This window comes from Minwuia sp., assembly GCF_048263705.1.
In the GTDB taxonomy this organism is placed as follows: domain Bacteria; phylum Pseudomonadota; class Alphaproteobacteria; order Minwuiales; family Minwuiaceae; genus Minwuia.
Genome location: NZ_JBLXDV010000002.1, coordinates 190,386 through 212,254, shown reverse-complemented (window position 1 = coordinate 212,254; position 21,869 = coordinate 190,386). Strand labels below are relative to the sequence as shown.

The following is a 21,869-nucleotide window of genomic DNA, read 5'->3' as shown; positions in this document are numbered from 1 at the left end:
ACGATCGCGCAATCAGGCGCTTTCCCGTGGGTCGTCAGCGGTCGAATGATCGGTCGGCTGGGGCGTGGCGGCCATCACGGTCACGCCTTCGGGCGTTTCGAAGCGATGCCAGACCCCGGCGGGCACCACCAGAAACTGACCGCCCGTCAGCGTGTGGGTCTCGCCTTCGCCCGGACCCGTCAACAGGGTCATGGTCGTCTCGCCGTCCAGCACCTGCACCAGTTCGTCACCGTTCGGATGCCGCTCCCAGGGCGAATGACCCTGCCAGCGACCGGCAAAGATCTCGGCATTGCCCATGTTGCCCAACCGGGCAAAGGCGCTGCCCGCTTCGGCCTCGTTCTCGGGCGAACGACCCCTGAAGAACGGCTTGTCCCTGATTTCGGCAGCGATATCGACCTTCTTCACCATCACGCGGGCACTCCCTCAACAAGCGACTGAACCGGCGCAGGCAGGGGCATCCCGACTTCCACCGGATTGGACGGTGGCCCTGCATTGCCGTGCGCATCGAAGGCGCGAACATAATAGGTATATGTCAGGCCGCCAAGCACGACGCGATCGACATACTTGCTGGACTTCACCGCCTCGGCCACGGTCGCCGGGCCGCCGTCTTCCGAGCGGTAGACATCATATCCGATCACGTCGTCGGCAGCGGTCCAGGAAAGCCGTATCTGCCCGCCATCGACGGCTGCGGTGAGGTTTGCGCCGTCAGCGGGCCATTGCGGTGCGGCCTGTCCGGGGTTGTCCGCCGGGGCCTGCCGCGCGCCCTTGGGCCATAGGAAGCAGTGCACTTCCTTGAAATTCTCGTCCAGCTGCTTGCAGACGTTGCAATAGATGCAGCGCACGATCTGGTCGGAGCGGCTTTCGCGCACCTTCTTCGGCCAGTCCGGATCGGCCAGCAGCTGCCGCGCCATGCCGATGATGTCGGCCTTGCCGTCCTGCAGCAGGCGTTCGGCATCGTCGGGGTCGGCGATCTTGCCGACCGACATGACCGGCACGTCGAAGCCCTTGGCGTTGATGAACTGCTTGATGCCGGCAGCCAGATGCACGTGCGGCAGGGGCGGGTACCAGTTGCCGGGCATGCAGCGGTCGCCGGAATAGCCGGTGTAGGGATAGAGCGGATGTCCGTCGCGATGCACCGCGTCCTCGAACTTGCCGCCGACCGACAGCGAAATGTAATCGACACCAGCCTGCGCCATCCGCAGCGCGATCAGCTTGGCCTCGTCGATGGTATAACCATCCTTGATGGCTTCCTCGGCCAGGAAGCGGATGCCCACGGGGAAGTCGGTACCGACGCGCTTGCGGACCTCGGCCATCACACGCCCGAACATCGCCAGGCGGCCTTCCAGCGTGCGTCCCGAATAGGCGTCCTTGCGCGCGTTGCGGCGGCTGAGGAACGACGACAGCGTATAGGCGTGCGCCGAGTGCAGTTCGACACCGTCGTAACCCGCTTCGCGTGCCCTGAGCGCCGCCATTCCGAAATCGGCGATGATGCCTTCGATGTCCTTTTCCGACAGGTCCTCGATCCGCTGCCGCCAGCCCGAGCGCGCGACCTTCATGAAATGGATGATCTGCGGCACGACTTTCGAATCGGACGCACCGTGCACGGCCTCGGCCAGCCGGCGGTGGCCGGGAATGAAATCATCATCCCCGATCCTCAGCAGCGGGCCCGACTTCGCGCTGTGCACGGCGGTCGCCTCGACGACGATCAGGCCGACCTCGCCCTCGGCATAGCGCCGGTAGCGGTCGACGATATCGTCGTTGATCATGCCGTCCTCGCCCGACAGCCGCGTGACCATCGCGGGGACGGCGACCCGGTTCGGGATCACCATGCCGTTGATGTCCAGCGGTTCGAGCAGTTTCATACTCATGCGCTCTCGCCGCCGTCGATGGCGATGGTCTGGCCGTTGACCGAGCGGGCGGCGTCGGTGGTCAGCCACAGCACGGTATCGGCGATCTCGTCCACCTCGATCAGGCGCTTCTGCGGATTGAACTTCACCAGTTCCGCGCGCGCCTCCTCTTCCGAACGGCCCGTCTGCTTCACGATGTTCCGGATGGTCTGGACGGTCATCGGCGTCTCGATGAAGCCGGGGCAGATCGCGTTCACGGTGATCTTCTTCGACGCCAGTTCCAGCGCCAGTGCGCGGGTCAGGCCGACGGCAGCGTGCTTGGAGGCGACGTAGGCGGCGACGTAGGCATAGCCCTTCAGGCCGGCGGTCGATGCGATGTTGATGATGCGTCCGCCACCCGCCTTGCCCATGGGACCGGCTGCCGCGCGGCAGCACAGGAACAAGCCCCGCGCGTTGACCGACATCATCTCGTCGAAATGGTCGGCACTCATCCGCGACAGCGGTGCGGAGCCGGAAATGCCCGCGTTGTTCACCAGAACGGTGATCGGCCCGCGTTCCGAGGATGCCGCCTCGAACAGTGCGGTTACCGCGTCCTCGTCTGCCACATCGGCGACATGGCTCGCGATCGTGCCCCTGCCCGACAGCGCCGTGACGGCTTCGTCCAGCCGCTCGGCATTGCGTCCCGTGATGGTGACGGTGAAACCGGCGTCGAGCAGCCTCTCGGCCACCGCGCGTCCGACGCCCTGAGCGCCGCCTGTGATGAGTGCATGCTGTGTCATTACTTTAAGCTTAAAGTAATGAAAGCGCGCAGTGCAAGCCTGAAGACGGCGTCATTCGCGGCCATTGCCCGCCGATCTGGCGTCGAACGCTATTGACCGATGGTCATTAATCAATTGTAACAATCGGCAGTTATTTGGGAGCGGGTTATGGCGGCGTTTGATTATGTGATCGTGGGTGGCGGTTCGGCGGGCTGCGTGCTGGCCAGCCGATTGACGGAAGACCCCGATGTTTCGGTCTGCCTGCTGGAGGCCGGACCCGCCAAACAGGATTCATCGGTCCGCATGCCCGCCGGGATCATGAAGACCATGAAGGATCCGAACCGGAACTGGCTGTTCAGGACCGAACCGCAGAAGAACCTGAACGGTCGCGAACTGTTCTGGCCGCGCGGCAAGGCGATGGGCGGTTCCAGCGCGGTCAACGGCATGGTCTACATCCGCGGACACCGGGCCGATTACGACCGCTGGTCGGCACAGGAAGGCTGCACCGGCTGGGCGTGGGAGGACCTGCTGCCCTATTTCCGCCGCTCAGAAAACAACGAACGTTTCACCGACGACCTGCACGGCCAGGGCGGCCCGCTGAATGTCGCCGATCCCCGCTCTCCGAACCCGATGTCGCGGATGTACGTCGAGGCCTGCGCCGCAAACCAGATCGCCGGGAACGAGGATTTCAACGGTCCCCGGCAGGAAGGCGCCGGACTGTACCAGCTCACCCAGAAGAACGGCGAGCGGTGCAGCGCCTATCACGGTTATCTGGAAGGCGTCGACCGCCCGAACCTTGAGATCATCGATCTGGCTCATGCGACACGGGTGGCGTTCGACGGCACCAGGGCGACCGGCGTCGAATACCGCCGGCAGGGCCAGCACGAGACGGTGACCGCCAATGCCGAGGTCCTGTTGTGCGGCGGCGCGGTGAACAGCCCGCAGCTGCTGCAACTGTCGGGTATCGGCGCGGGTGCCGAGCTGGCCGAGTTCGGCATCGACCTGATCGCTGACCGGCCGCAGGTGGGCCGCAACATGCAGGACCATCTGGACGTCTCCATCGTCAACCGGACGACCACGAAACTCGGCTTCGCCTTCACCCTGCGCGGCATCCTGATGGGGCTCAAGGCGACACGGGACTACCGCCGCAACCGCACCGGCCTTCTGACCAGCAACTTCGCCGAGGCGGGTGCCTTTGTCCGTTCGACACCCGAGGAGCCGTTGCCGGATCTGCAGTACCACTTCCTGCCCGTCGCCAGCGATCAGCACGGCCAGAACCGGATCAGGGCGCATGGGGTGACCCTTCATTGCTGTGACCTGCGCCCGAAGAGCCGGGGCCGGATCGGTCTGAAGTCGCCGGATCCGATGGCCGACCCTCTGATCGACCCGAACTATCTGGATCATGCGGACGATCTGGAAAAGCTGAAGCGCGGCACGCGCATCGGACGCAGCATGCTGGCCGCCCCGCCCCTGAAACAGCACATGGGCGAAGAGATGTTCCCGGGCAGGGACGTCGAGGATGACGCCGCGCTGGAGGCCTTCATCCGGCGCAAGGCCGAGACGATCTATCATCCGGTCGGCAGCTGCCGCATGGGATCCGATCAGGATTCGGTGGTCGATCTGGACTGCAGGGTGCGCGGCGTCGAGGGGCTGCGCGTCGTCGATGCCTCGGTGATGCCCAGCCTGATCGGCGGCAACACGAATGCGCCGACCATCGTCATTGCCGAGAAGATCGCGGACGTCATGCGCACGAAACACTGACAAGCGCTTGATCGACGGGCCGGAATGCGACCCGTCCGGTTGCCAGATTCAGACTTTGCTGCTACGCAACATTTCATGTCTGACATAGTGAAACTTGCAGCGGCAACGCCTGCGCCGACCGATCTTTCGGCGCTGGAAAACCTGATCGAGGATGCCCGGTCCGAACTGCTGGCAGTGCAGCGCGACGACGGGCACTGGATCTTCGAATTCGAGGCTGACGCCACGATCCCGGCGGAGTACGTGATGCTGAATCACTACCTCGACGAGATCGACGATCCGCTGGAACAGAAGATCGGCAATTATCTGCGCCGCACGCAGTCCTCTGTGCATGGCGGCTGGCCGCTGTTCGAAGACGGGGCGCTGGACCTGTCCTGCACCGTGAAAGCCTATTACGCGCTGAAGCTGATCGGCGACGATCCGAACGCCGCCCACATGCTGCGGGCGCGCGACGCGATCCTGGCCGCCGGCGGCGCCGAGCGCGCGAACGTCTTCACACGCATCGCCCTGACCCTGTTCGGACAGGTGCCCTGGCGTGCCATTCCGGCGATGCCGATCGAGATCATGCTGCTGCCCGAATGGTTTCCGTTTCACCTGTCCAAGGTCAGTTACTGGTCGCGCACGGTGATCGTGCCGCTGCTGATCATGATGGCGAAGCGGAAGCTGGCTGCGAACCCGCGCGGCGTGGACGTGCAAGAACTGTTTCGCGTGCCGCCCGACCAGGTGAAGGAGTACAACTCCAACCCCACCGGTTCGCCGGTCGGCGCGTTCTTCCTGAGCCTGGACAAGCTGGTCCGCCGGGCCGAGCCGATCCTGCCGAAAGGCAAGCGTCAGAAGGCGCTGAAGGAGGCGCTCGATTTCATCCGTCCGCGGCTGAACGGTGAGGACGGTCTGGGCGGCATCTTCCCGGCCATGGCGAACACGGTGATGGCGTTTCATGCGCTGGACGTTCCCAGGGATCATCCGGATCGCGTGGTCGCGCGGGCCGCTGTCGACAAGCTGATCATGGATCGGGAGACCGAGGCCTATTGCCAGCCCTGCCTGTCGCCGATCTGGGATACGTGCCTGGGCATGCACGCGCTGCTGGAAGCGGGCGAGCCTGCCGACAGCGCGCAGATGAAGCAGGCCGCGCACTGGCTGCTGGAACGTGAAATCACGGATGTGGTCGGCGACTGGGTCTGGCGGCGTCCGGATCTGAAGCCCGGCGGCTGGGCTTTCGAATACTGGAACGATCACTATCCTGACGTGGATGACACCGCGGTCGTCGTGATGGCGCTGGACCGGATGGGCGACCCGCATTACCGGCCCGCGATCTATCGGGCTGCGGAATGGGTAATCGGGATGCAATCGTCGAACGGCGGCTGGGGCGCTTTCGATGCCGAGAACGATCGTCAGTATCTGAACGCCATTCCGTTCGCCGATCACGGCGCGCTGCTCGACCCGCCGACCGTCGATGTCACGGCGCGCTGCGTCTCGATGCTGGCGCAGATCGGCCATGATGTCGCCGACAAGCCGATCTCCAAGGGGCTCCGTTTCCTCAGGCGGGAGCAGGAGAAGAACGGCAGCTGGTTCGGCCGCTGGGGCGTGAACTACATCTACGGCACCTGGTCCGCCCTTTCAGCGTTCAACGCGTGCGGTCAGGACATGCAGGCCCCTTTCATCCGGCGGGCGGTCGATTTCCTGTTGAGCGTGCAGCAGCCCGACGGCGGCTGGGGCGAGGATTGCGAGACCTACGCCGACGCGAGCTATGGCGAGGTGAAGGCGAGCACGCCGTCGCAGACCGCCTGGGCACTGCTGGGCCTGATGGCGTCGGGCGAGGTCGATCACCCGGCGGTTGCGCGCGGTATCGAATGGCTGTCGGCCTGCGGGCGCGAGGGGCCGAAGTGGGATGAGACGCTTTACACCGGCGTCGGCTTCCCACGCGTGTTCTATCTCCGCTACTATGGCTACAGTGCTTACTTCCCGCTCTGGGCGGTCAGCCGCTACCGCAATCTGAAGCGCAGGAACGATCCGACCGTCACGTTCGGTATCTGACCGGACGCGCGGCTGCCGGGGAGGGCGCCGAATGATCACGCCGATGCTGGCCGATTTCCTGAAAGCCCTGCGCGAGGCGGATCTGCCGATCTCGCCGGCCGAGACGCTGGAGGCGCACCGCGCCATCGATCTGGTGGGGTGGGAAGACCGGGACCTGCTGAAGGATTCCCTGTCGGTCACACTGGCCAAGTCGGAGTTCGAGAAGGACCGGTTCGACGACTGTTTCGAGCGGTTCTTCGCCGCGCCCGAGTTCGATGCCGACAAACCGTCCCGATCCGAGGAATCCAGCGACAACGACCCCTCTGCCGACGGCGGCGAGGCGGGCGAGGGCGGCCAGGGCGAAGGCGGTCAGGGCGAGGCGCAGGGCGGTGACGGCGAGGGGCAGGCTGGCGGCGGCGGCGGAGCCGCGCCGTCCGAAGTCTCCGCGGCCCAGCTGGGCGAGCTTTCCGAGCTGTCGCAGATGCTGCTGTCGAACGACCGGCCCGGCCTGGAAGCGCGGATGGCCGAGTCCGCCGAGAATTCCGGCGTGCGCGAAATCGTGCTGTTCACCCAGATCGGGCAGTTCACCCGCCGCATCGCCGAGGGCATGGGGCTGGAGGATCTGGACGACGATCTGGCCGACCTGCGCGATGCGGGGCAGGCCGGTGACCGGCAGGCCGACGGGCTGGGCCAGCGGCTGAACGCGCTGCGCGGCCGCATGATGGATCGCATCCGGGACTATGTGGAACAGCAACTCGCGCTGCAGGCGGCGGGCAAGAGCCGCCGCATCCGTGAGGAACTGCTGGAGCAGGTCCGGCTGACCAACATCGAGCGCCGCGACTATCAGATGATGCAGGAACTGGTGCGCAAGATGGCGAAGAAGCTGGTCGTGCTGCACTCGCGCCGCCGCAAGAAGTCGCATCGGGGTCAACTGGATGTTCGCCGCACGCTGCGCAAGAACCACGGCTATGACGGGCTGATCGTCGAACCGCAGTGGCGGCGCACCAAGATCGACCGACCGGACGTGCACGTCATGTGCGATGTCTCGGGTTCGGTGGCGAACGTTGCGCGTTTCCTGCTGATGTTCCTCTACTCGCTGCAGGAGGTGCTGCCGAAAGTGCGCGCCTATGCGTTTGCGGGCGAACTGCGTGAAGTCACAAAATTGTTCGAGACGCGACCGATCGAGGAGGCGGTGGCCTCGGTGCTGGAGGACTTTGCCTACATGCCGACCGACTACGGCCGTTCGCTGATGGATTTCCGCGATATTGCACTCGACGATGTCGATTACCGCTCGACGGTCATCATCCTGGGCGACGCCCGGTCCAATTACTCGGAACCGCGCACGGAGATCATCAAGACGCTCTACGACCGGTCCAAGCGGCTGATCTGGCTGAACCCGGAAGGCAGGCTGCAATGGGGATCTGGCGATTCGGAGATGCTGAAATACGCACCGCACTGCCATCAGGTCGAGGTCTGCAATTCGCTCCGCCACCTTGAACGTATCGTCGACCGGGTACTCCGCGCCGCCCTCTGATACGTTGCGTCGCGGTGATCCGGGGGTGAAGTCGCGACCGTAATCCCCATGTCTTGAGAACGAAGAAAAAAGGGAGAACCCCATGACGACAGAAAAACTGAATCCTGAAAATGCCCGTCAGGGCGAAAAATCCGGGCATATGCGCTACGTCCTGATCGGCTCGGTCATCGGTGCGGTCGTTGCCCTGGTTATCGTCGGATTGTTCTTCTGACGCGCATCCTCTGGCAATAAGCCTCATTTCTGCCACGCAAGCCGGGTTAGACTGACCTCACAGGAATTTTCCAGTGAGGCAAACCATGCTGCGTTCCGGTTTTCTGACCATTTCCCTTCTGCTGACGATGACCGCCCAGGCGTCGGCCTTCTGCGGCTTCTACGTCGCCAAGGGCGATGCGAAACTCTTCAACAAGGCGTCCAAGGTGATCGTCGCCCGGCATCTGGACCGGACCGTGATCACGATGGCCAACGACTATCAGGGCGAACCTTCCGAATTCGCCATGGTCATCCCGACGCCGACGGTGCTGGAACGCGGCCAGATCAACGTGGCCGAGCCCGCCGTGATCGACCACATCGATGCTTTCACCGCGCCGCGCCTGGTCGAATATTTCGACGAGAATCCCTGCATGCAGCGGCGGATGCGCGCCATGAGCATGCAGACCCGCGTTCAGGACGAGGCGGAGGGGGCCAGCAGATCAGCGAAATCGCTCGGTGTTACCGTCGAGGCTGAATACACGGTCGGCGAATATGACATCCAGATCCTGTCGGCCAAAGAAAGCGGCGGCCTCGCGACATGGCTGACGCAGAACGGCTATACCCTGCCGGACGGGGCGGAACCGGTGCTGGCTGACTATGTCGGCGCGGGCATGAAGTTCTTCGTCGCGAAGATCAACCTGGAGGAGAAGGCCCGGACGGGGCTGAACTATCTCAGGCCGTTGCAGATCGCCTTCAACAGTCCCGATTTCATGCTGCCGATTCGCCTCGGCACGCTGAATGCCGACGGGATGCAGGAACTGTTCGTTTTCACGGTCACGCGTCAGGGCCGCGTCGAGGGCGAGAACTATCGCACCGTGAAAATGCCGACCGATGCCGAACTGCCCGTCTTCATCCGTTCGAAATTTCCCGAGGTCTATCGTTCCCTGTTCGCCGAGCAGGTGCGCCGCGAACCGGGTGTCATGTTTCTGGAATATGCCTGGAACATGAACTGGTGCGATCCCTGTGCCGCCGACCCGCTGTCGCGCGACGAACTGCGCACGCTGGGGGCGTGGTGGGTGCAGCCCGACCTGACGCAGAAACCGATCCAGGTACCGCAACCGGGTCCGACACCGCGCCCGCTGCCCGCGCCGGTGCAACGCTTCGCCCCGCAGCAGCCGGTCGAGGCCTTCGTGACACGGCTGCATCTGCGCTATGATTCCACCACCCATCCGCGCGACCTGATGTTCCGGGAAACGCAGGATCAGTCGAACTATCAGGCCCGCTATGTGATCCGCCATCCCTGGACCGGCGAGGTGCAATGCCCTGAGGCGGAATATTACAAGCAGCAGCTTCCCGCCCGGCAGGACGCGCGTGCGCAGCGCCTCGCATCACTGACGGCCTGGCCGATCGGCGAGATCCGCCAGCAGATGTCGCTGCCCGCGCAGGGGCCGGGCGACAAATGGTGGGAAAGCATCTGGAACAAATAGCGCCGGGCCCTGGGAGGGGGAGGGAAGTCAGAAACCTGGGTTTCCGGCATGAAGCCCGGCGCTGAGATTGGACTCGGGAGGGAGAACAAACGTTCGATTGTCATGCGCAACCGTACCCTTTACGACGGGCACGAAGATTGGATCACCCGACCCTGAATTATTTCGGCTCCCGGCGAACCTCCAGCTTCATGCCGGCGTGCGAGTTGACGAACCCGAGGCGTTCGTAGAAGCGGATCGCGTCGGTCCGTTTCAGGTCGGAGGTGAGCTGGATCAGCGTCGCCCCGGCGGCCTGCGCCTGTTCGATGGCGTGGCCGATCAGTTTCTCACCGATCTTCTGCCCGCGCGCCGATGCGGCGACCCGGACGCTCTCGATCTGCCCGCGCAAGGCACCGCCGCGCGACAGGCCCGGGATCAGGGTCAGCTGCAGGCAGCCCGTGATGTCCCCGTTGCCATCCACCGCCAGGATCATCCCGTTGCCGCCCTGTGCCTCCATGTCACGGAACGCCATGAGATAGGGCGCGAGATCGGTCTGATCCTCGCGCCCCTGTCCCAGTGTGTCGTCGGCCAGCATCGCGACGATGGCCGGTACGTCGGCCTCGGTCGCGGTGCGGAAGGATACGGTCACGAGCAGCCCGTGGTCCCGCCGCAGGTGTCGCACTTCATGCAGGTGCCGTTACGGACCAGCGTGAAGTTGCCGCATTCGTCGCAGGAGTCGCCTTCGTAGCCGCGCATCCGGGCCTGGGCCACCTGCTGCGCGCGGTTGCTGGCGGCACCTGCACCGCCCGATCCGCCTGTACTGGTTGCAGAAACCTCGGTGTGCGTGGCGCGAACGACGGTCTCGCCACCGCCGCCGCCGGCCGCGCGCATGACCTCGGCGGTCTGTTCGACGGCTTCCACCGTCGCCTTCCGCTTGTCGGGGTTCAGCACGTAGAGGTTGGAGCGGACATAGCCGGTCGATGCGACCTTCATGACGGCTTCCAGCGCCTCGTCCGTCGCGCGGATTTCCTTGGCCTCGGCCTCCGGCAGTTCACCTTCGTGCGCACCGCCGCCCAGGGCGTCCGCGCGCAGGTCGCTCGGCTCGACATGGGCCAGATCGTTGCGGCCCATGTAGCTGACGGCCAGTTCGCGGAACACATAGTCCAGGATCGACGTCGCGTTCTTGATCGCGTCGTTGCCCTGCACGATGCCGTTCGGCTCGAAGCGGGTAAAGGTGAAGGCCTCGACGAACTCCTCCAGCGGCACGCCGTACTGCAGGCCGATCGAGATCGCGATGGCGAAATTGTTCATCAGGCTGCGGAAGGCGGCACCTTCCTTGTGCATGTCGATGAAGATCTCGCCGATCTCGCCGTCATCATATTCGCCGGTACGCAGATAGACCTTGTGCCCGCCGACCAGCGCCTTCTGCGTATAGCCCTTGCGGCGGCCCGGCAGACGCCGGCGTTCGCGCACCAGCACCTTCTCGACGATCCGCTCGGCGACGATCTGCGCCTTTTCGGTCATCGGCTGATGCGACAGCGCCTCTTCCAGCGTCTCGTCGTCGTCTTCCAGCGCCACCGCATTCAGCGGCTGCGACAGCTTCGATCCGTCGCGATAGAGCGCATTGGCCTTCAGGCCCAGACGCCAAGACAGCATGTAGGCTTCGTTGCAATCCTCGACCGTCGCATCGTTCGGCATGTTGATCGTCTTGGAGATCGCGCCCGAGATGAACGGCTGTGCCGCCGCCATGATCCGGATGTGGCTTTCCGCCGACAGATAGCGCTTGCCGATCCGGCCGCACGGGTTGGCGCAGTCGAAGACGGGCAGATGCTCGTCCTTCAGATGCGGCGCGCCTTCCAGGGTCATCGCGCCGCAGACATAGGTGTTGGCGGCCTCGATCTCCTTCTTCGTGAAGCCCATCGCGGCCAGCATGTCGAAGTTGATGTCGTCGAGTTGCTCCATCTCGAAGCCCAGGACGCGCATGCAGAATTCCTCACCCAGCGCGTACTTGTTGAAGGCGAAGCGGATGTCGAAGGCGCTTTGCAGGCCCTGCTCCAGATCCTCCAGCACGGCTTCGGTGAAGCCCTTCGCCATCAGACTCTCGAAGTTGATCACCGGCGCGCCGTCCAGGGTGCCGTGGCCGACCGCATAGTTGATGATCTCGTCGCGCTGCGCCTCGGTATAGCCGAGCACGTCCAGCGCCTCGGGGACGGTGCGGTTGATGATCTTGAAGTAGCCGCCGCCGGCCAGCTTCTTGAACTTCACCAGCGCGAAGTCCGGTTCGATGCCGGTCGTGTCGCAGTCCATCACCAGCCCGATGGTGCCGGTCGGCGCGATCACGGTCGCCTGCGCGTTGCGATAGCCGTTGACCTTGCCCAGATCGACCGCGCGATCCCAGGACCGGACCGCCGCCTCGACCAGGGTCGCGTGCGGGCAGTCTTCGGCGTTCAGGGGCACCGGCGCGACGGCCAGGTCCTCATAGCCGTCCAGTTCGCCCTTCGCCGCGCGCTGGTGGTTGCGCATCACCCGCATCATGGCGTCGGCATTGTTGCGGAAGCCCGGGAACGCGCCCAGTTCGCCCGCCATCTCGGCGGAGGTAGCATAGGACACGCCGGTCATCAGGGCGGTGATCGCCCCGCACATGGCCCGGCCTTCATCGGAATCGTAGGGCAGGCCCATCGACATCAGCAGGCCGCCGATGTTGGCGTAGCCCAGCCCCAGGGTGCGGAACTTGTAGGAAAGTTCGGCGATTTCCTTCGACGGGAACTGCGCCATCATCACCGAGATTTCCAGGGTGACGGTCCACAGCCGGCAGGCGTGCTCGAACGCGGGAATGTCGAACGAGCCGTCCTTGTCGCGGAACATCATCAGGTTCAGCGAGGCCAGGTTGCAGGCCGTGTCGTCCAGGAACATATATTCCGAACACGGGTTCGAGGCGTTGATCCGGCCATCGTTGGGGCAGGTGTGCCAGTCGTTGATGGTGGTGTCGTACTGCACGCCCGGGTCGGCGGACGCCCAGGCGGCATAGCAGATGTCTTCCCAAAGCTTCTCGGCGTCGATGGTCTTCGCGACCTCGCCGTTGGTGCGGTTGATCAGGTTCCAGTCGGTCTTCTGCTGCACCGCGTTCAGGAAGGCATTGGGCACGCGCACCGAATTGTTCGAGTTCTGGCCCGAGACCGTCAGGTAGGCATCAGAGTCCCAGTCCTTGTTGTAGACGGGGATGTCGATGTGGCGATAGCCCTGCTTCGCGAACTGGATGACGCGCTGGATGTAGTTCTCGGGGATCACGGCCTTGCGGGCGGCGATGATCTCCGACTTCAGGGCCGCGTTTTCCTTGGGGTCCAGGCGGGCATCGTCGTCCGGCGCAAACCTGTCGTTCCAGCAGGCGGCCAGTACCAGGTTCAGGTGCTTGTTCGCCAGGGTCGATCCGGCGACCAGCGCGGCAACCTTCTGCTCCTCGACGACCTTCCACATGATGTATTCTTCGATGTCCGGATGGTCCAGATCGACGGTCACCATCTTGGCCGCGCGCCGGGTCGTGCCGCCCGACTTGATGGCACCCGCCGCGCGGTCGCCGATCTTCAGGAAGCTCATCAGACCCGATGACTTGCCGCCCCCGGACAGCGGTTCGGCTGCCGACCGCAGCGACGAGAAATTGGTGCCGGTGCCCGAACCGTACTTGAACAGGCGCGCCTCGCGGACCCAAAGGTCCATGATCCCGCCCTCGTTCACCAGATCATCGGAGATCGACTGGATGAAGCACGCATGGGGCTGCGGATGCTCATAGGCGCTTTCGGACTGCACCAGCTCGCCGGTCCGGAAATCGACATAGCAGTGGCCCTGCGCGGGGCCATCGATGCCATAGGCCCAGTGCAGGCCGGTGTTGAACCATTGCGGGGAATTCGGCGCGGCCATCTGCTTCGCCAGCATGTGGCGCATCTCGTCGTAATAGGCGCGGGCATCGGCCTCTGCGTCGAAATAGCCGCCCTTCCAGCCCCAGTAGGTCCAGGTGCCGGCCAGACGGTCGAAGACCTGCTTGCCGGTGGATTCGCCCGTGTAGCGCTCGGCCTTCGGCAGCTTGGCCAGCGCGTCCTCGTCCGGCACGCGGCGCTGCAGCCACGCGGGCACATCCTCTTCATCGACGGGCGCCGTCGCGGCGGGAACACCGGCCTTGCGGAAATATTTCTGCGCCAGGATGTCGGCGGCGACCTGGGTGAACTGCCGGGGCACTTCCAGGTTCTCCAGCCGGAAGACGATCGAGCCGTCCGGATTGCGGATCTCGCTGTTCGTGGTCCGGAATTCGATCGCGTCGTAAGGTGACGCTCCCTCGGTCGTGAATCGCCGCTCGATACGCATGGTCTGCCCCTCTGCCTGCCGCATAATGGGCCCGCTTCGTGAGACGGACCCGAATCTGATGCTGATTTCCCCGCTGCTCCCAAGGCTTAGCGCCCTGTCGACCAGCAGCCACTACATATTGGGCGAAACGCACATGTAGGGCAACAGGAAAAACCCCATATCTTGTGTGCACGGGTGAAGATTTTGTGGATATGTGGAACGTAACGAGTCCGTCCGGGTGTGCATGGGGTATGTGACAACGCCGGTCTTGCCGCTCCCCGGCGAATGCGGCAGATTCACCGCAGTTGAATCATCCATGTTCCGCATTGGGAAACATCATGAAAATCCTGTTTCTGCCCCTGCTTTCGATCCTCGCCATCGTTCTTGCCGGTCCGGCGTTTGCCCATGAAGGCGAGGGCGTCGCCGGCGGTCTGGTCAGCGGCTTCCTGCACCCGATCCTGGGCTGGGATCATGTCGCCGCCATGGTCGCCGTCGGCCTCTGGGGCGCATTCCTCGGCAAGCCCGCGATCTGGCAGTTGCCGGTCGTCTTTCCCGTGGTGATGGTCGTCGGCGGCGTGCTGGGCGTTGCCGGCGTGCCGGTCCCGCAGGTCGAGACGGGCATCGCCGCGTCCGCCCTGGTGCTGGGCGTGCTGGTCGCGCTGGCGGTGCGCCCGCCGCTGTGGGTGGCCTGGGCGGTCGTCGGCATATTCGCGATCTTTCACGGCCACGCGCACGGCACCGAACTGCCGGAAGCGGCGAACGCCGTTTCCTATTCGGTTGGCTTCGTGATCGGCACGGGCCTGATGCACCTGATCGGTATCGGGTTCGGCCTGCTGGCGCACTGGCCGCAGGGACGGATCGCGGTCAGGGCCGGTGGCGGCGTCATCGCACTTGCCGGACTCGGGTTTCTGACCGGCACCCTGTGATCGTGCGCCATCGCTGGTTCGCGGTTGCTGCCGCAACCGCGCTGCCCGGCTCGGCCCATGCCCATTCCGCCATAGAAGGGATCGATGCCTTCTATGGCGGGTTGCTGCATCCCTACGTCGTCCCCGAGCATCTGCTGTCGCTGATCGCGCTGGGTCTGCTGGTCGGGACCATGGGCTGGCGGCAGTACCGGATCGGCATTCCGGCCTTTCTGATGGCCCTGCTTGCCGGGCTGGGACTGGGCGCGGCCGGCGTGCTGCCGGTCTTTCCGCAACAGGTGCTGCTGGTGCTGGCCATGATCTGCGGTGCCGGTGCGGCCCTCACCCTGCCGACGAAGGCGCTCCTGCTGGCGGTGCCCGGGGTCATTGTGGGCGCGGTGATCGGCCTTGATTCCGTGCCCGAGGACTTTGCCGAAACGCAGGCCTGGTCGGTGCTTGGAGCCACCGCCGTCGGTGCCGGGATCGTGCCCGCCTATCTGGGCGCGCTGCTGATCCGGTTTCGCCGCGAGTGGCTCAGGCTGGCAACGCGCATCGCCGGATCATGGGTTGTCGCGGCATCGCTGCTGGTCCTGTCGCTGGTGGTTTTCCGTTAGAGCGAGGGACCGGCCTGCGATCTGTGTCGGACCAGTGACTGCAGGGCGATGAGGATCGCAATCAGAAGCGCAATCCATTGCAGGCTCCCCAGTGCGTAGAGCGTGATCGCGCTGATTGACAGCCAGATAACAGGCACTGCCAGCAGCAGCGCACGATGCCACAACCGCCGCGCCAGAAGGGCGAACCCCAGGGCAGCGACCGCAGTTGGATCGGGCGCGACGGAAATCAACTCGACAGACTGGATGCTGCGTTCGACCACGGCACCGAGCACCGCGTAGACGTATGCGAACGCGATCAGCCCGAGCGTCACGCGCAACGCGGAACGGCCCGCTGCGGATTCGATCTCGCGCGGTTCGGTCAGGGCTGCGGCGATGAAGACCGCGCCGCCCAGAGCATACACCGGCGCGAGGTACGCCATCGGCCAGTAGATCGGGCGGTACAGGTCCCAGATGAAACTCCAGGCGACCCAGAGCATCGTGGCGCACAGGATCACAAAGCCTGCGCGAACGTTTGCGCTGCCCGCGCGAAACGGGCCAAGAGAGAGGATCAGCAGCAGCGCTGGCAGGATGCGGCGCAGGGTATCGATCAGGCCGGAGCCTTCATTGGCGCGTTCGAACAGCCGCCAGTAGGTCTCCGGCCCGAACATCAGGAAATCGGAAAGGCTGTAGGTCAGCCAGTCGCCCATCACAGGTCGCGGACATCCCGCGCGATGCGTTCGCGCAACTCCGCGTCAGGCAGCGCCGTCCGGGCAGACTGCTTGTTCTGGCGGACGTGGGCGACCTGCGTCGTGGCCGGGATGACCGTGGTGACCGCCGGATGGGCCAGAATGAATTTCAGCATCAGCGACGCCCAGCTCGGGGCCTGCAAGTCGGCGGCGTAGCCGGGCAGGGGAGCACCTGCGGTCCGGCGGATCAGGGCCTTGCGCTGGAATGGCCGGTTCACGATGACCCCGATCCCGCGGTCCTGTGCCAGCGGCAGCAGACGGTCCTGCACCGCGCGGTCCAGCACGTTGTAGGTCAGTTGCACGAAATCCAGTGGATAGCGCTCCATGATCCGGGCCATGTCGCCGTGGCGACGCCCATGGGATGTGGTGATGCCGACGTAGCGCACTCTGCCGTCGGCTTTCATCGCGAACAGCGTGTCCAGATTGCGTTCCCAGTCGACCAGATTATGCACCTGCATCAGATCGAAGCGCTGCACGCCCCAGCGCCGTGCGGTCTGTGCCATCTGACCCGGCCCGTCGTCGGCATCCGTCCAGACCTTGTCGGCCGAGAAGATGTTGGCGGGTCGGTCCAGCCGCGTCAGCGCCGTCCCGATGACATCCTGCGCCGAGCCATACATGGGCGAGGAATCGATCATGCCGCCGCCTTCCGCCACGAAGGCACGGGTCACATCGACGGACCGATCGACCAGATCGGGGTCCGTGCCGACATTGAAGGTGACCCAGGTGCCCAGCCCGACGACAGGTATCCGTTCGCCGGTCGACGGGACCGGACGCGTGTCGCTCTGCGCGGATTGTGCGAAACCGGCGACCGGCAGTACGGCGGCGGCGGATGCGGCCAGCGCCCCGGCCATTATCAGTCTGCGATCGGAATCCATCCTGTCACCTCCGTCGGGGATTGCAGAACCCCCGATGTCGTGACGATCGGGCAAATGTCCACCTTGACCGATGGATCATGCGGCGGGTGCGGTTCGTTTGCGTTCGTTGTGCAACCCGATCATCGTGTTGCCGATCAACGCGCCGAGTATGATGACACCGCCCACCAGACCGAGATCGGTCGGTCGCTCGTTCAGTGCCAGCCAGACCCAGAGCGAACCGAACACCGTTTCCAGCAGGATGATCAGCCCCGTCTCTGCCGGGTGCAGATAGCGCGGGCCGATCGTGATCCCGATGTAGGCGATGGGAATGAAGAACAGGCCGCCGACGATGATTGCGACGACCCCGATGTCGGTCGCCGGCACGTCGAACCAGAAAAAGCCCGCGGGCACCGTGATCAGCAGCGCCAGCGCCGTGGCGGGCAACATGTTGATCTCCTTCGCCGAGCGGATCACGACGAAGACGATGGCGATGCCCATCACGCAGATCAATGCGAACAGTTCACCCAGTCCGGCGTTCAGCGAGACCTGCTCGCCCGCCACCAGCCCGACCCCGCAAAGCGCGATCAGCGACGCGATCCACGTGCGCCGCGATGCGTGTTCCTTCAGGAAAATGCTGGCGAAGATCGCTGAAAACAGCGGCGTGGTCGCGACGATGACCAGAACGTTGGCGGAAACGGTCAGTGTGTTTGCTGCTGTGAAACAACTGTTCGATATCGCATAGAACAGCGTGACCAGCAGCCCGGCCTTGCCGATGGCACGGAACTGCTGGAAGAACCGGCCGCGCCAGAACAGCAGCAGCAGCAGGGTCAGCATCCCGCCCACCAGCGCGCCGCGCCAGAAGATCATCGACATGGCCGACAGGCCCGACAGCTTGATGATCAGCGCGTCCGGGCTGAGCGCCATGACCCCGCCCGCCGTCAGCAGATAGCCCTTCATGCGCTCGGTCATGCGGCATGTCCTTTCCATTTGACGAACAGCAGGAACGGAATCACAGACAGCGAGACAATCGCGAAAAGGTAAAAGGCGTTGATGTAGCCGATCATGATCGCCTGACGCTGAATCTCTCCCGCCAGGGCCATCAGTCCGCTTTCAGTCTCCGGGTTCCACCCTCCCATCACGGACGGATAGCGCAAGGTCTCGTTCAGCGGCGAAATCTGCCCGGTCAGATCGGAATAGTTGACCTTCGAGGTGCGAAGCGACACCGCGACCGAAACCGAGATAAAGAAGCTGGAGCCGAAGTTCCGGATCAGGTGGAAGACGGCGCTGCCTTCCGGTGCTTTCGCCGGGTTCAGCGTGGCGAAAGCGATCTGGGTGACCGGTACCCAGCAGACGCCGGTGCCCAGACCCTGAAGGGCGCTGGTCCAGGCCACATCCCAGGGCGTGAGATTCAGATCGAACGTCGTGATGTAGAGCCCGGCCACGCCCTGCATGCCGAAGCCGATGGCCATCCAGATGCGCGGGTCGTATTTCGTCAGCCAGATCATGGCAATGAATCCGACCAGCGTCCCGATCCCCCGTGCGGCAAGCAGCCAGCCGATCGTGGTTTCGGGAAAATCGCGTAACTGTTGCAGCATCGGCGGAAAAATCACCATCGGCGTGAAATTCAGCATCCCGAAGACCAGGATGAAGCCCATGCCCAGGGCGAAATTCCGGTCTTTCAGCATGGCGAAATCGAGAAACGGGGTCTTCGAGGCGGTCAGGCTGTGGCTGATGAAGACGTAGAACGCCAGCACCGCGATGCAGGCGCAGATGATGATCTCGGTCGACTGGAACCAGTCCTCCCGCTCTCCGCGGTCAAGCATGAACTGCGTCGACGCCACGGCCAGACTGAGCGCGATGAAACCGGTCCAGTCGAAACGTATCTTGCCGGGATGTCCCAGATCACGGACGAAGGCGAGAATGCCGAGAATGGCGATCAGCGCGAAAGGCACGACCATGAAGAAGACCCAGCGCCAGCCGAACTCCTCGGACAGGTAACCGCCCAGCGTCGGCGCAATGATCGGTCCCATGACGACGCCGACGCCGAAGATGGCCATGGTCGACGCATGCTTCTCGCGCGGGAAGGCCTGCAGCACGATGGACTGGCTGCCCGGCACCATGGGCGCGCCGAACATGCCCTGCAACACGCGGAAGAAGACGATCTGTTCCAGCGAGGTCGCCATGCCGCAGGCAAGGGTCGCACAGGTGAAACCCATCGCCGAGAACAGCATGACGCGCCGCTGCCCCAGACGGGCGACCAGCCAGCCGGTCATCGGCGTGACCACCGCCGTGGCAACCAGATTGAAGGTGACAACCCACGAAATCTGGTCTGCCGTCGCGCCGAACGCGCCCTGCATCTTGGGCAGGGCCACGTTGGCGATGGTCACGGTCATCGCATAGAGCATGGTCGACATGGTGAGCGTGAAGATCAGCGCCCCACGCTCGAAAGGCGTCATGCCCTGCGTGACTGTCTGTCCCTTGTCGCTCACCGTGTCGCTCAAGTGCCCTGTCCAGCTCCTGTCAGGTTCGCAATGTCAGGCCGCCGTCGACGGTCAGGCTGTGGCCTGACACGAATCCCGCGTCGTCGGACGCGAGGAAAAGCGCCGCCCGGGCGATGTCGATGGGATCGCCGAGCCGGCGCAGGGCCGCCTTCTTGGCCCAGATTTTCGAGATGTCCTCGTTGGCGAAACTCTGCGCGGTCATGCCGGTCTGGATGGCACCGGGTTCGATGCAGTTCACGGTGATGCCGAACTTGCCCAGCTCCAGCGCCAGCGTGCGGGTCATGCCCACGACGCCGGCCTTGGATGCGCAATAGGCGGTCAGGCCGTAGTCGGTCATCCGCGCCATGACCGAGGCCGTGGAGATGATCCGGCCCGCCGGGCTCTCGCGCAGGTGCGGGATGGCGGCGCGGGCCAGCTTGAAGGCCGATGTCAGGTTGACCGAGATGGTGATGTCCCACTCGTCGTCCGTCATGTGCTCGCCCAGTGCGTTCCGGCTGACGCCCGCGTTGTTGTAGATGATATCCAGCTTGCCGAACCTGTCGACCGCCGCGCCGATGATCTTCTCGGCGGCCCCCGCCTCGGCGATGTCCTGCTCGAACGGCGTGACATAGGCGTGGTCGTGCGCATCGGCCAGACCCGTGTCGGGGCGGTCCACGGCCATGACCATCGCGCCCTCCCGCGCGAAAAGATCCGCCGTGGCACGTCCGATGCCGCTCGCTGCGCCGGTGACGATGGCGGCGCGTCCCTCAAGTCTCAGGCTCATGGTTGTATCCTCCCCGTTCGATTGCACAGCAATCCTAGGGCGAAAGCCGTGCCGTCGCACCGGGCAATTGCGCGGGCCGCGAATGCATTCATTGCCAGACGGGAATTAAGGACTACATTGGGCGCTCGGGCGGTGTTCTGCGCGGTGCGTCCGGTGCAACAAGCCCCTGGGCCAATAAACATCTCTCGGGAGCTGTTCCTGACCGGAGCCGTGGTTCCGGACATACGGCGCCCACCTGTTCATACAGGTCTCAGAGGTGCTTCATACGCACTGACGGCCGATGCGGTCCCGCCCGAACCTCTCCTTGCGACCCTGATCCGCCTGTTTGCCTGTCCACACGCAAACAGGCGCGCTTCGCACGGGACAGGGCGCTCACCGTCCGCTATGACATGCTTCGTCTGATCTTGAGGAGGGGGAAAGCGTCGTGGGTGCACTGAATGGTCTGAAGGTCATCGATCTGACACGGGTGCTGGGCGGACCGTACTGTGCCCAGATTCTGGCCGACCACGGTGCGAACGTGATCAAGCTGGAACCGCCGCAGGGGGACGAGGTCCGTGACTGGGGTCCGCCGTTCAAGGGCGGGCTGTCAGCCTATTTTTCCGGCGTGAACCGCAACAAGCGCAGTCTGGGACTCGATCTGGGCAAGCCGGAAGGCCGCGACGTGCTGATGACGCTGCTGGAAGGCGCGGACGTCCTGATGGAGAACTTCAAGCCCGGCAGCCTGGAGAAGTGGGGGATCGGTTACCACGAGGTGCTGTCGAAGCGCTTCCCGAAGCTGGTGCACTGCCAGATTTCCGGGTTCGGCGGCAATGGCCCTTTCGGCGGCCAGCCCGGCTATGATGCGGCCATTCAGGCGTGGACCGGCCTCATATCCGTCAACGGTACAGAGGAATCGGGACCGGTGCGCCTGGGCATTCCGCTGGTCGATCTGGGGACGGGTCTCTACTCGGCCATCGGTATCCTGTCGGCACTCTACGAACGGCAGACGTCGGGACTGGGCCAGTACATCGAGGCGACGCTCTATGACTGCGGCTTCGCCATGCAGCATCCCCATGCCCCCAACTTCTTCCAGTCCGGCAATGCGCCGAAACTGACGGGCAACGCGCATCCCAACATCTATCCCTATGATCTGTTTCCGACCAGGGGCCGGGGGGTGTTCCTCGCCGTCGGCAACGACCGCCAGTTCCATCGCCTGATGGAAATTCTGGGCAGGCCGGAGATCGCCGACGATCCGCGCTTCATTCACAACCCGGACCGGTCGGTGAACCGGGCGGAACTGGCGACCCTCCTGACGGAACTCTGCGCCGACTGGGACGGTACTGAACTGGCCACCCTGCTGCTGAAGTCGGGCGTGCCCGCCGGGGCGGCGCTGACGGTGCCGGACGTGGCCGCCCATCCGCACACGCTCGCGCGGGAGATGGTGGTCAGCGATGGCGACTATCAGGGCACGGGTATTCCGGTGAAGCTGTCGCGGACGCCAGGGTCGGTGCGCAGCATCCCGCCGAAGTTCGGCGAGCACGGGCGCGAGATCCTGCGCGAAGCAGGCCTGGACGACGATGCCATCGACAAGCTGTATGCCGCCGGCATCGCACTGGAGCAGCGGCGGCAGTAAC

Annotated in this window: 18 protein-coding genes and 1 other RNA gene; 9 read left to right on the top strand and 10 right to left on the bottom strand. The window is 64.4% G+C overall.

The window, feature by feature from the left end; translation table 11 throughout:
• Positions 1-12 precede the first annotated feature (12 nt).
• The 3 genes from ACN0X7_RS03415 to ACN0X7_RS03405 are packed head-to-tail and all read right to left on the bottom strand — an operon-like array spanning position 13 to position 2,626.
• Positions 13-408: a cupin domain-containing protein gene (locus ACN0X7_RS03415; RefSeq protein WP_417514666.1), complete on the bottom strand. Its 396-nt coding sequence runs from the start codon at positions 406-408 to the stop codon at positions 13-15.
• Complete coding sequence (locus ACN0X7_RS03410; RefSeq protein WP_417514120.1) at positions 408-1,868, bottom strand: NADH:flavin oxidoreductase; 1,461 nt, start codon at positions 1,866-1,868, stop codon at positions 408-410. The genes ACN0X7_RS03415 and ACN0X7_RS03410 overlap by 1 nt, the downstream gene beginning before the upstream one ends.
• A complete protein-coding gene (locus ACN0X7_RS03405; protein WP_417514118.1) occupies positions 1,865-2,626 on the bottom strand; it encodes an SDR family NAD(P)-dependent oxidoreductase in 762 nt (253 codons plus the stop codon). The genes ACN0X7_RS03410 and ACN0X7_RS03405 overlap by 4 nt, the downstream gene beginning before the upstream one ends.
• A gap of 147 nt (positions 2,627-2,773) precedes the next feature.
• On the opposite strand from ACN0X7_RS03405, the gene ACN0X7_RS03400 reads away from it, so the two are divergent.
• From ACN0X7_RS03400 to ACN0X7_RS03380, 5 genes are all read left to right on the top strand, one after another.
• Complete coding sequence (locus ACN0X7_RS03400; protein WP_417514116.1) at positions 2,774-4,366, top strand: GMC family oxidoreductase; 1,593 nt, start codon at positions 2,774-2,776, stop codon at positions 4,364-4,366.
• 75 nt (positions 4,367-4,441) lie between these two features.
• On the top strand, positions 4,442-6,397 hold the full coding sequence (shc, locus tag ACN0X7_RS03395) for a squalene--hopene cyclase (protein WP_417514114.1): 1,956 nt from the start codon (positions 4,442-4,444) through the stop codon (positions 6,395-6,397).
• A 31-nt stretch (positions 6,398-6,428) separates the two neighbouring features.
• On the top strand, positions 6,429-7,910 hold the full coding sequence (locus ACN0X7_RS03390; protein ID WP_417514112.1) for a VWA domain-containing protein: 1,482 nt from the start codon (positions 6,429-6,431) through the stop codon (positions 7,908-7,910).
• Positions 7,911-7,992: 82 nt separating this feature from the next.
• The gene (locus tag ACN0X7_RS03385) at positions 7,993-8,121 is read left to right on the top strand and encodes a hypothetical protein (RefSeq protein ID WP_417514110.1); all 129 of its coding nucleotides are present in this window, start codon (positions 7,993-7,995) and stop codon (positions 8,119-8,121) included.
• 85 nt (positions 8,122-8,206) lie between these two features.
• Positions 8,207-9,586 carry a DUF2330 domain-containing protein gene (locus tag ACN0X7_RS03380; protein ID WP_417514108.1) on the top strand — a complete coding sequence of 460 codons (1,380 nt, stop codon included), beginning with the start codon at positions 8,207-8,209 and terminating at the stop codon, positions 9,584-9,586.
• Between the two features lie 157 nt (positions 9,587-9,743).
• On the opposite strand, the gene ACN0X7_RS03375 is transcribed toward ACN0X7_RS03380, so the two are convergent.
• Together ACN0X7_RS03375 and ACN0X7_RS03370 are read right to left on the bottom strand one after the other, a co-directional pair.
• Positions 9,744-10,211, bottom strand: coding sequence for a GNAT family N-acetyltransferase (locus ACN0X7_RS03375; protein ID WP_417514106.1), 468 nt, complete (start codon positions 10,209-10,211; stop codon positions 9,744-9,746).
• Positions 10,208-13,918 (bottom strand): vitamin B12-dependent ribonucleotide reductase, encoded by a 3,711-nt coding sequence (locus ACN0X7_RS03370; RefSeq protein WP_417514664.1) that lies wholly within the window; start codon positions 13,916-13,918, stop codon positions 10,208-10,210. The genes ACN0X7_RS03375 and ACN0X7_RS03370 overlap by 4 nt, the downstream gene beginning before the upstream one ends.
• Before the next feature lie 317 nt (positions 13,919-14,235).
• Between ACN0X7_RS03370 and ACN0X7_RS03365 the strand changes: the two genes are divergently transcribed.
• Both ACN0X7_RS03365 and ACN0X7_RS03360 read left to right on the top strand, forming a co-directional pair.
• Positions 14,236-14,823 (top strand): HupE/UreJ family protein, encoded by a 588-nt coding sequence (locus ACN0X7_RS03365; RefSeq protein WP_417514104.1) that lies wholly within the window; start codon positions 14,236-14,238, stop codon positions 14,821-14,823.
• 2 nt (positions 14,824-14,825) lie between these two features.
• Positions 14,826-15,413 carry a HupE/UreJ family protein gene (locus ACN0X7_RS03360; RefSeq protein WP_417514102.1) on the top strand — a complete coding sequence of 196 codons (588 nt, stop codon included), beginning with the start codon at positions 14,826-14,828 and terminating at the stop codon, positions 15,411-15,413.
• Here ACN0X7_RS03360 and ACN0X7_RS03355 read toward each other — a convergent pair.
• From ACN0X7_RS03355 to ACN0X7_RS03335, 5 genes are all read right to left on the bottom strand, one after another.
• Positions 15,410-16,099 (bottom strand): DUF6064 family protein, encoded by a 690-nt coding sequence (locus ACN0X7_RS03355; RefSeq protein ID WP_417514100.1) that lies wholly within the window; start codon positions 16,097-16,099, stop codon positions 15,410-15,412. The two genes, ACN0X7_RS03360 and ACN0X7_RS03355, sit on opposite strands and share 4 nt — an antisense overlap.
• A complete protein-coding gene (locus tag ACN0X7_RS03350) occupies positions 16,099-17,013 on the bottom strand; it encodes an aldo/keto reductase (protein ID WP_417514098.1) in 915 nt (304 codons plus the stop codon). Before ACN0X7_RS03350 ends, ACN0X7_RS03355 begins: the two co-directional genes overlap by 1 nt.
• Before the next feature lie 75 nt (positions 17,014-17,088).
• On the bottom strand, positions 17,089-17,961 hold the full coding sequence (locus ACN0X7_RS03345; RefSeq protein WP_417514096.1) for a DMT family transporter: 873 nt from the start codon (positions 17,959-17,961) through the stop codon (positions 17,089-17,091).
• Entirely contained in the window at positions 17,958-19,493 is a 1,536-nt protein-coding gene (locus ACN0X7_RS03340; RefSeq protein ID WP_417514094.1) for a DHA2 family efflux MFS transporter permease subunit, read from the bottom strand. The genes ACN0X7_RS03345 and ACN0X7_RS03340 overlap by 4 nt, the downstream gene beginning before the upstream one ends.
• 19 nt (positions 19,494-19,512) lie before the next feature.
• On the bottom strand, positions 19,513-20,256 hold the full coding sequence (locus ACN0X7_RS03335; protein ID WP_417514092.1) for an SDR family NAD(P)-dependent oxidoreductase: 744 nt from the start codon (positions 20,254-20,256) through the stop codon (positions 19,513-19,515).
• Between the two features lie 131 nt (positions 20,257-20,387).
• On the opposite strand from ACN0X7_RS03335, the gene ssrS reads away from it, so the two are divergent.
• A non-coding RNA gene (ssrS, locus tag ACN0X7_RS03330) (6S RNA) lies at positions 20,388-20,549 on the top strand.
• 131 nt (positions 20,550-20,680) lie between these two features.
• Positions 20,681-21,868, top strand: a complete 1,188-nt coding sequence (locus ACN0X7_RS03325; protein WP_417514090.1) for a CaiB/BaiF CoA transferase family protein — start codon at positions 20,681-20,683, stop codon at positions 21,866-21,868.
• Position 21,869 lies beyond the last annotated feature (1 nt).

Coding starts and splice junctions, on each gene's coding strand:
- ACN0X7_RS03400 (WP_417514116.1), top strand. CDS start 2,774: ATGGCGGCGTTTGATTATGTGATCGTGGGTGGCGGTTCGGCGGGCTGC.
- ACN0X7_RS03380 (WP_417514108.1), top strand. CDS start 8,207: ATGCTGCGTTCCGGTTTTCTGACCATTTCCCTTCTGCTGACGATGACC.
- ACN0X7_RS03335 (WP_417514092.1), bottom strand. CDS start 20,256: ATGAGCCTGAGACTTGAGGGACGCGCCGCCATCGTCACCGGCGCAGCG.
- ACN0X7_RS03415 (WP_417514666.1), bottom strand. CDS start 408: ATGGTGAAGAAGGTCGATATCGCTGCCGAAATCAGGGACAAGCCGTTC.
- shc (WP_417514114.1), top strand. CDS start 4,442: ATGTCTGACATAGTGAAACTTGCAGCGGCAACGCCTGCGCCGACCGAT.
- ACN0X7_RS03365 (WP_417514104.1), top strand. CDS start 14,236: ATGAAAATCCTGTTTCTGCCCCTGCTTTCGATCCTCGCCATCGTTCTT.
- ACN0X7_RS03405 (WP_417514118.1), bottom strand. CDS start 2,626: ATGACACAGCATGCACTCATCACAGGCGGCGCTCAGGGCGTCGGACGC.
- ACN0X7_RS03355 (WP_417514100.1), bottom strand. CDS start 16,099: ATGGGCGACTGGCTGACCTACAGCCTTTCCGATTTCCTGATGTTCGGG.
- ACN0X7_RS03345 (WP_417514096.1), bottom strand. CDS start 17,961: ATGACCGAGCGCATGAAGGGCTATCTGCTGACGGCGGGCGGGGTCATG.
- ACN0X7_RS03410 (WP_417514120.1), bottom strand. CDS start 1,868: ATGAGTATGAAACTGCTCGAACCGCTGGACATCAACGGCATGGTGATC.
- ACN0X7_RS03385 (WP_417514110.1), top strand. CDS start 7,993: ATGACGACAGAAAAACTGAATCCTGAAAATGCCCGTCAGGGCGAAAAA.
- ACN0X7_RS03350 (WP_417514098.1), bottom strand. CDS start 17,013: ATGGATTCCGATCGCAGACTGATAATGGCCGGGGCGCTGGCCGCATCC.
- ACN0X7_RS03390 (WP_417514112.1), top strand. CDS start 6,429: ATGATCACGCCGATGCTGGCCGATTTCCTGAAAGCCCTGCGCGAGGCG.
- ACN0X7_RS03370 (WP_417514664.1), bottom strand. CDS start 13,918: ATGCGTATCGAGCGGCGATTCACGACCGAGGGAGCGTCACCTTACGAC.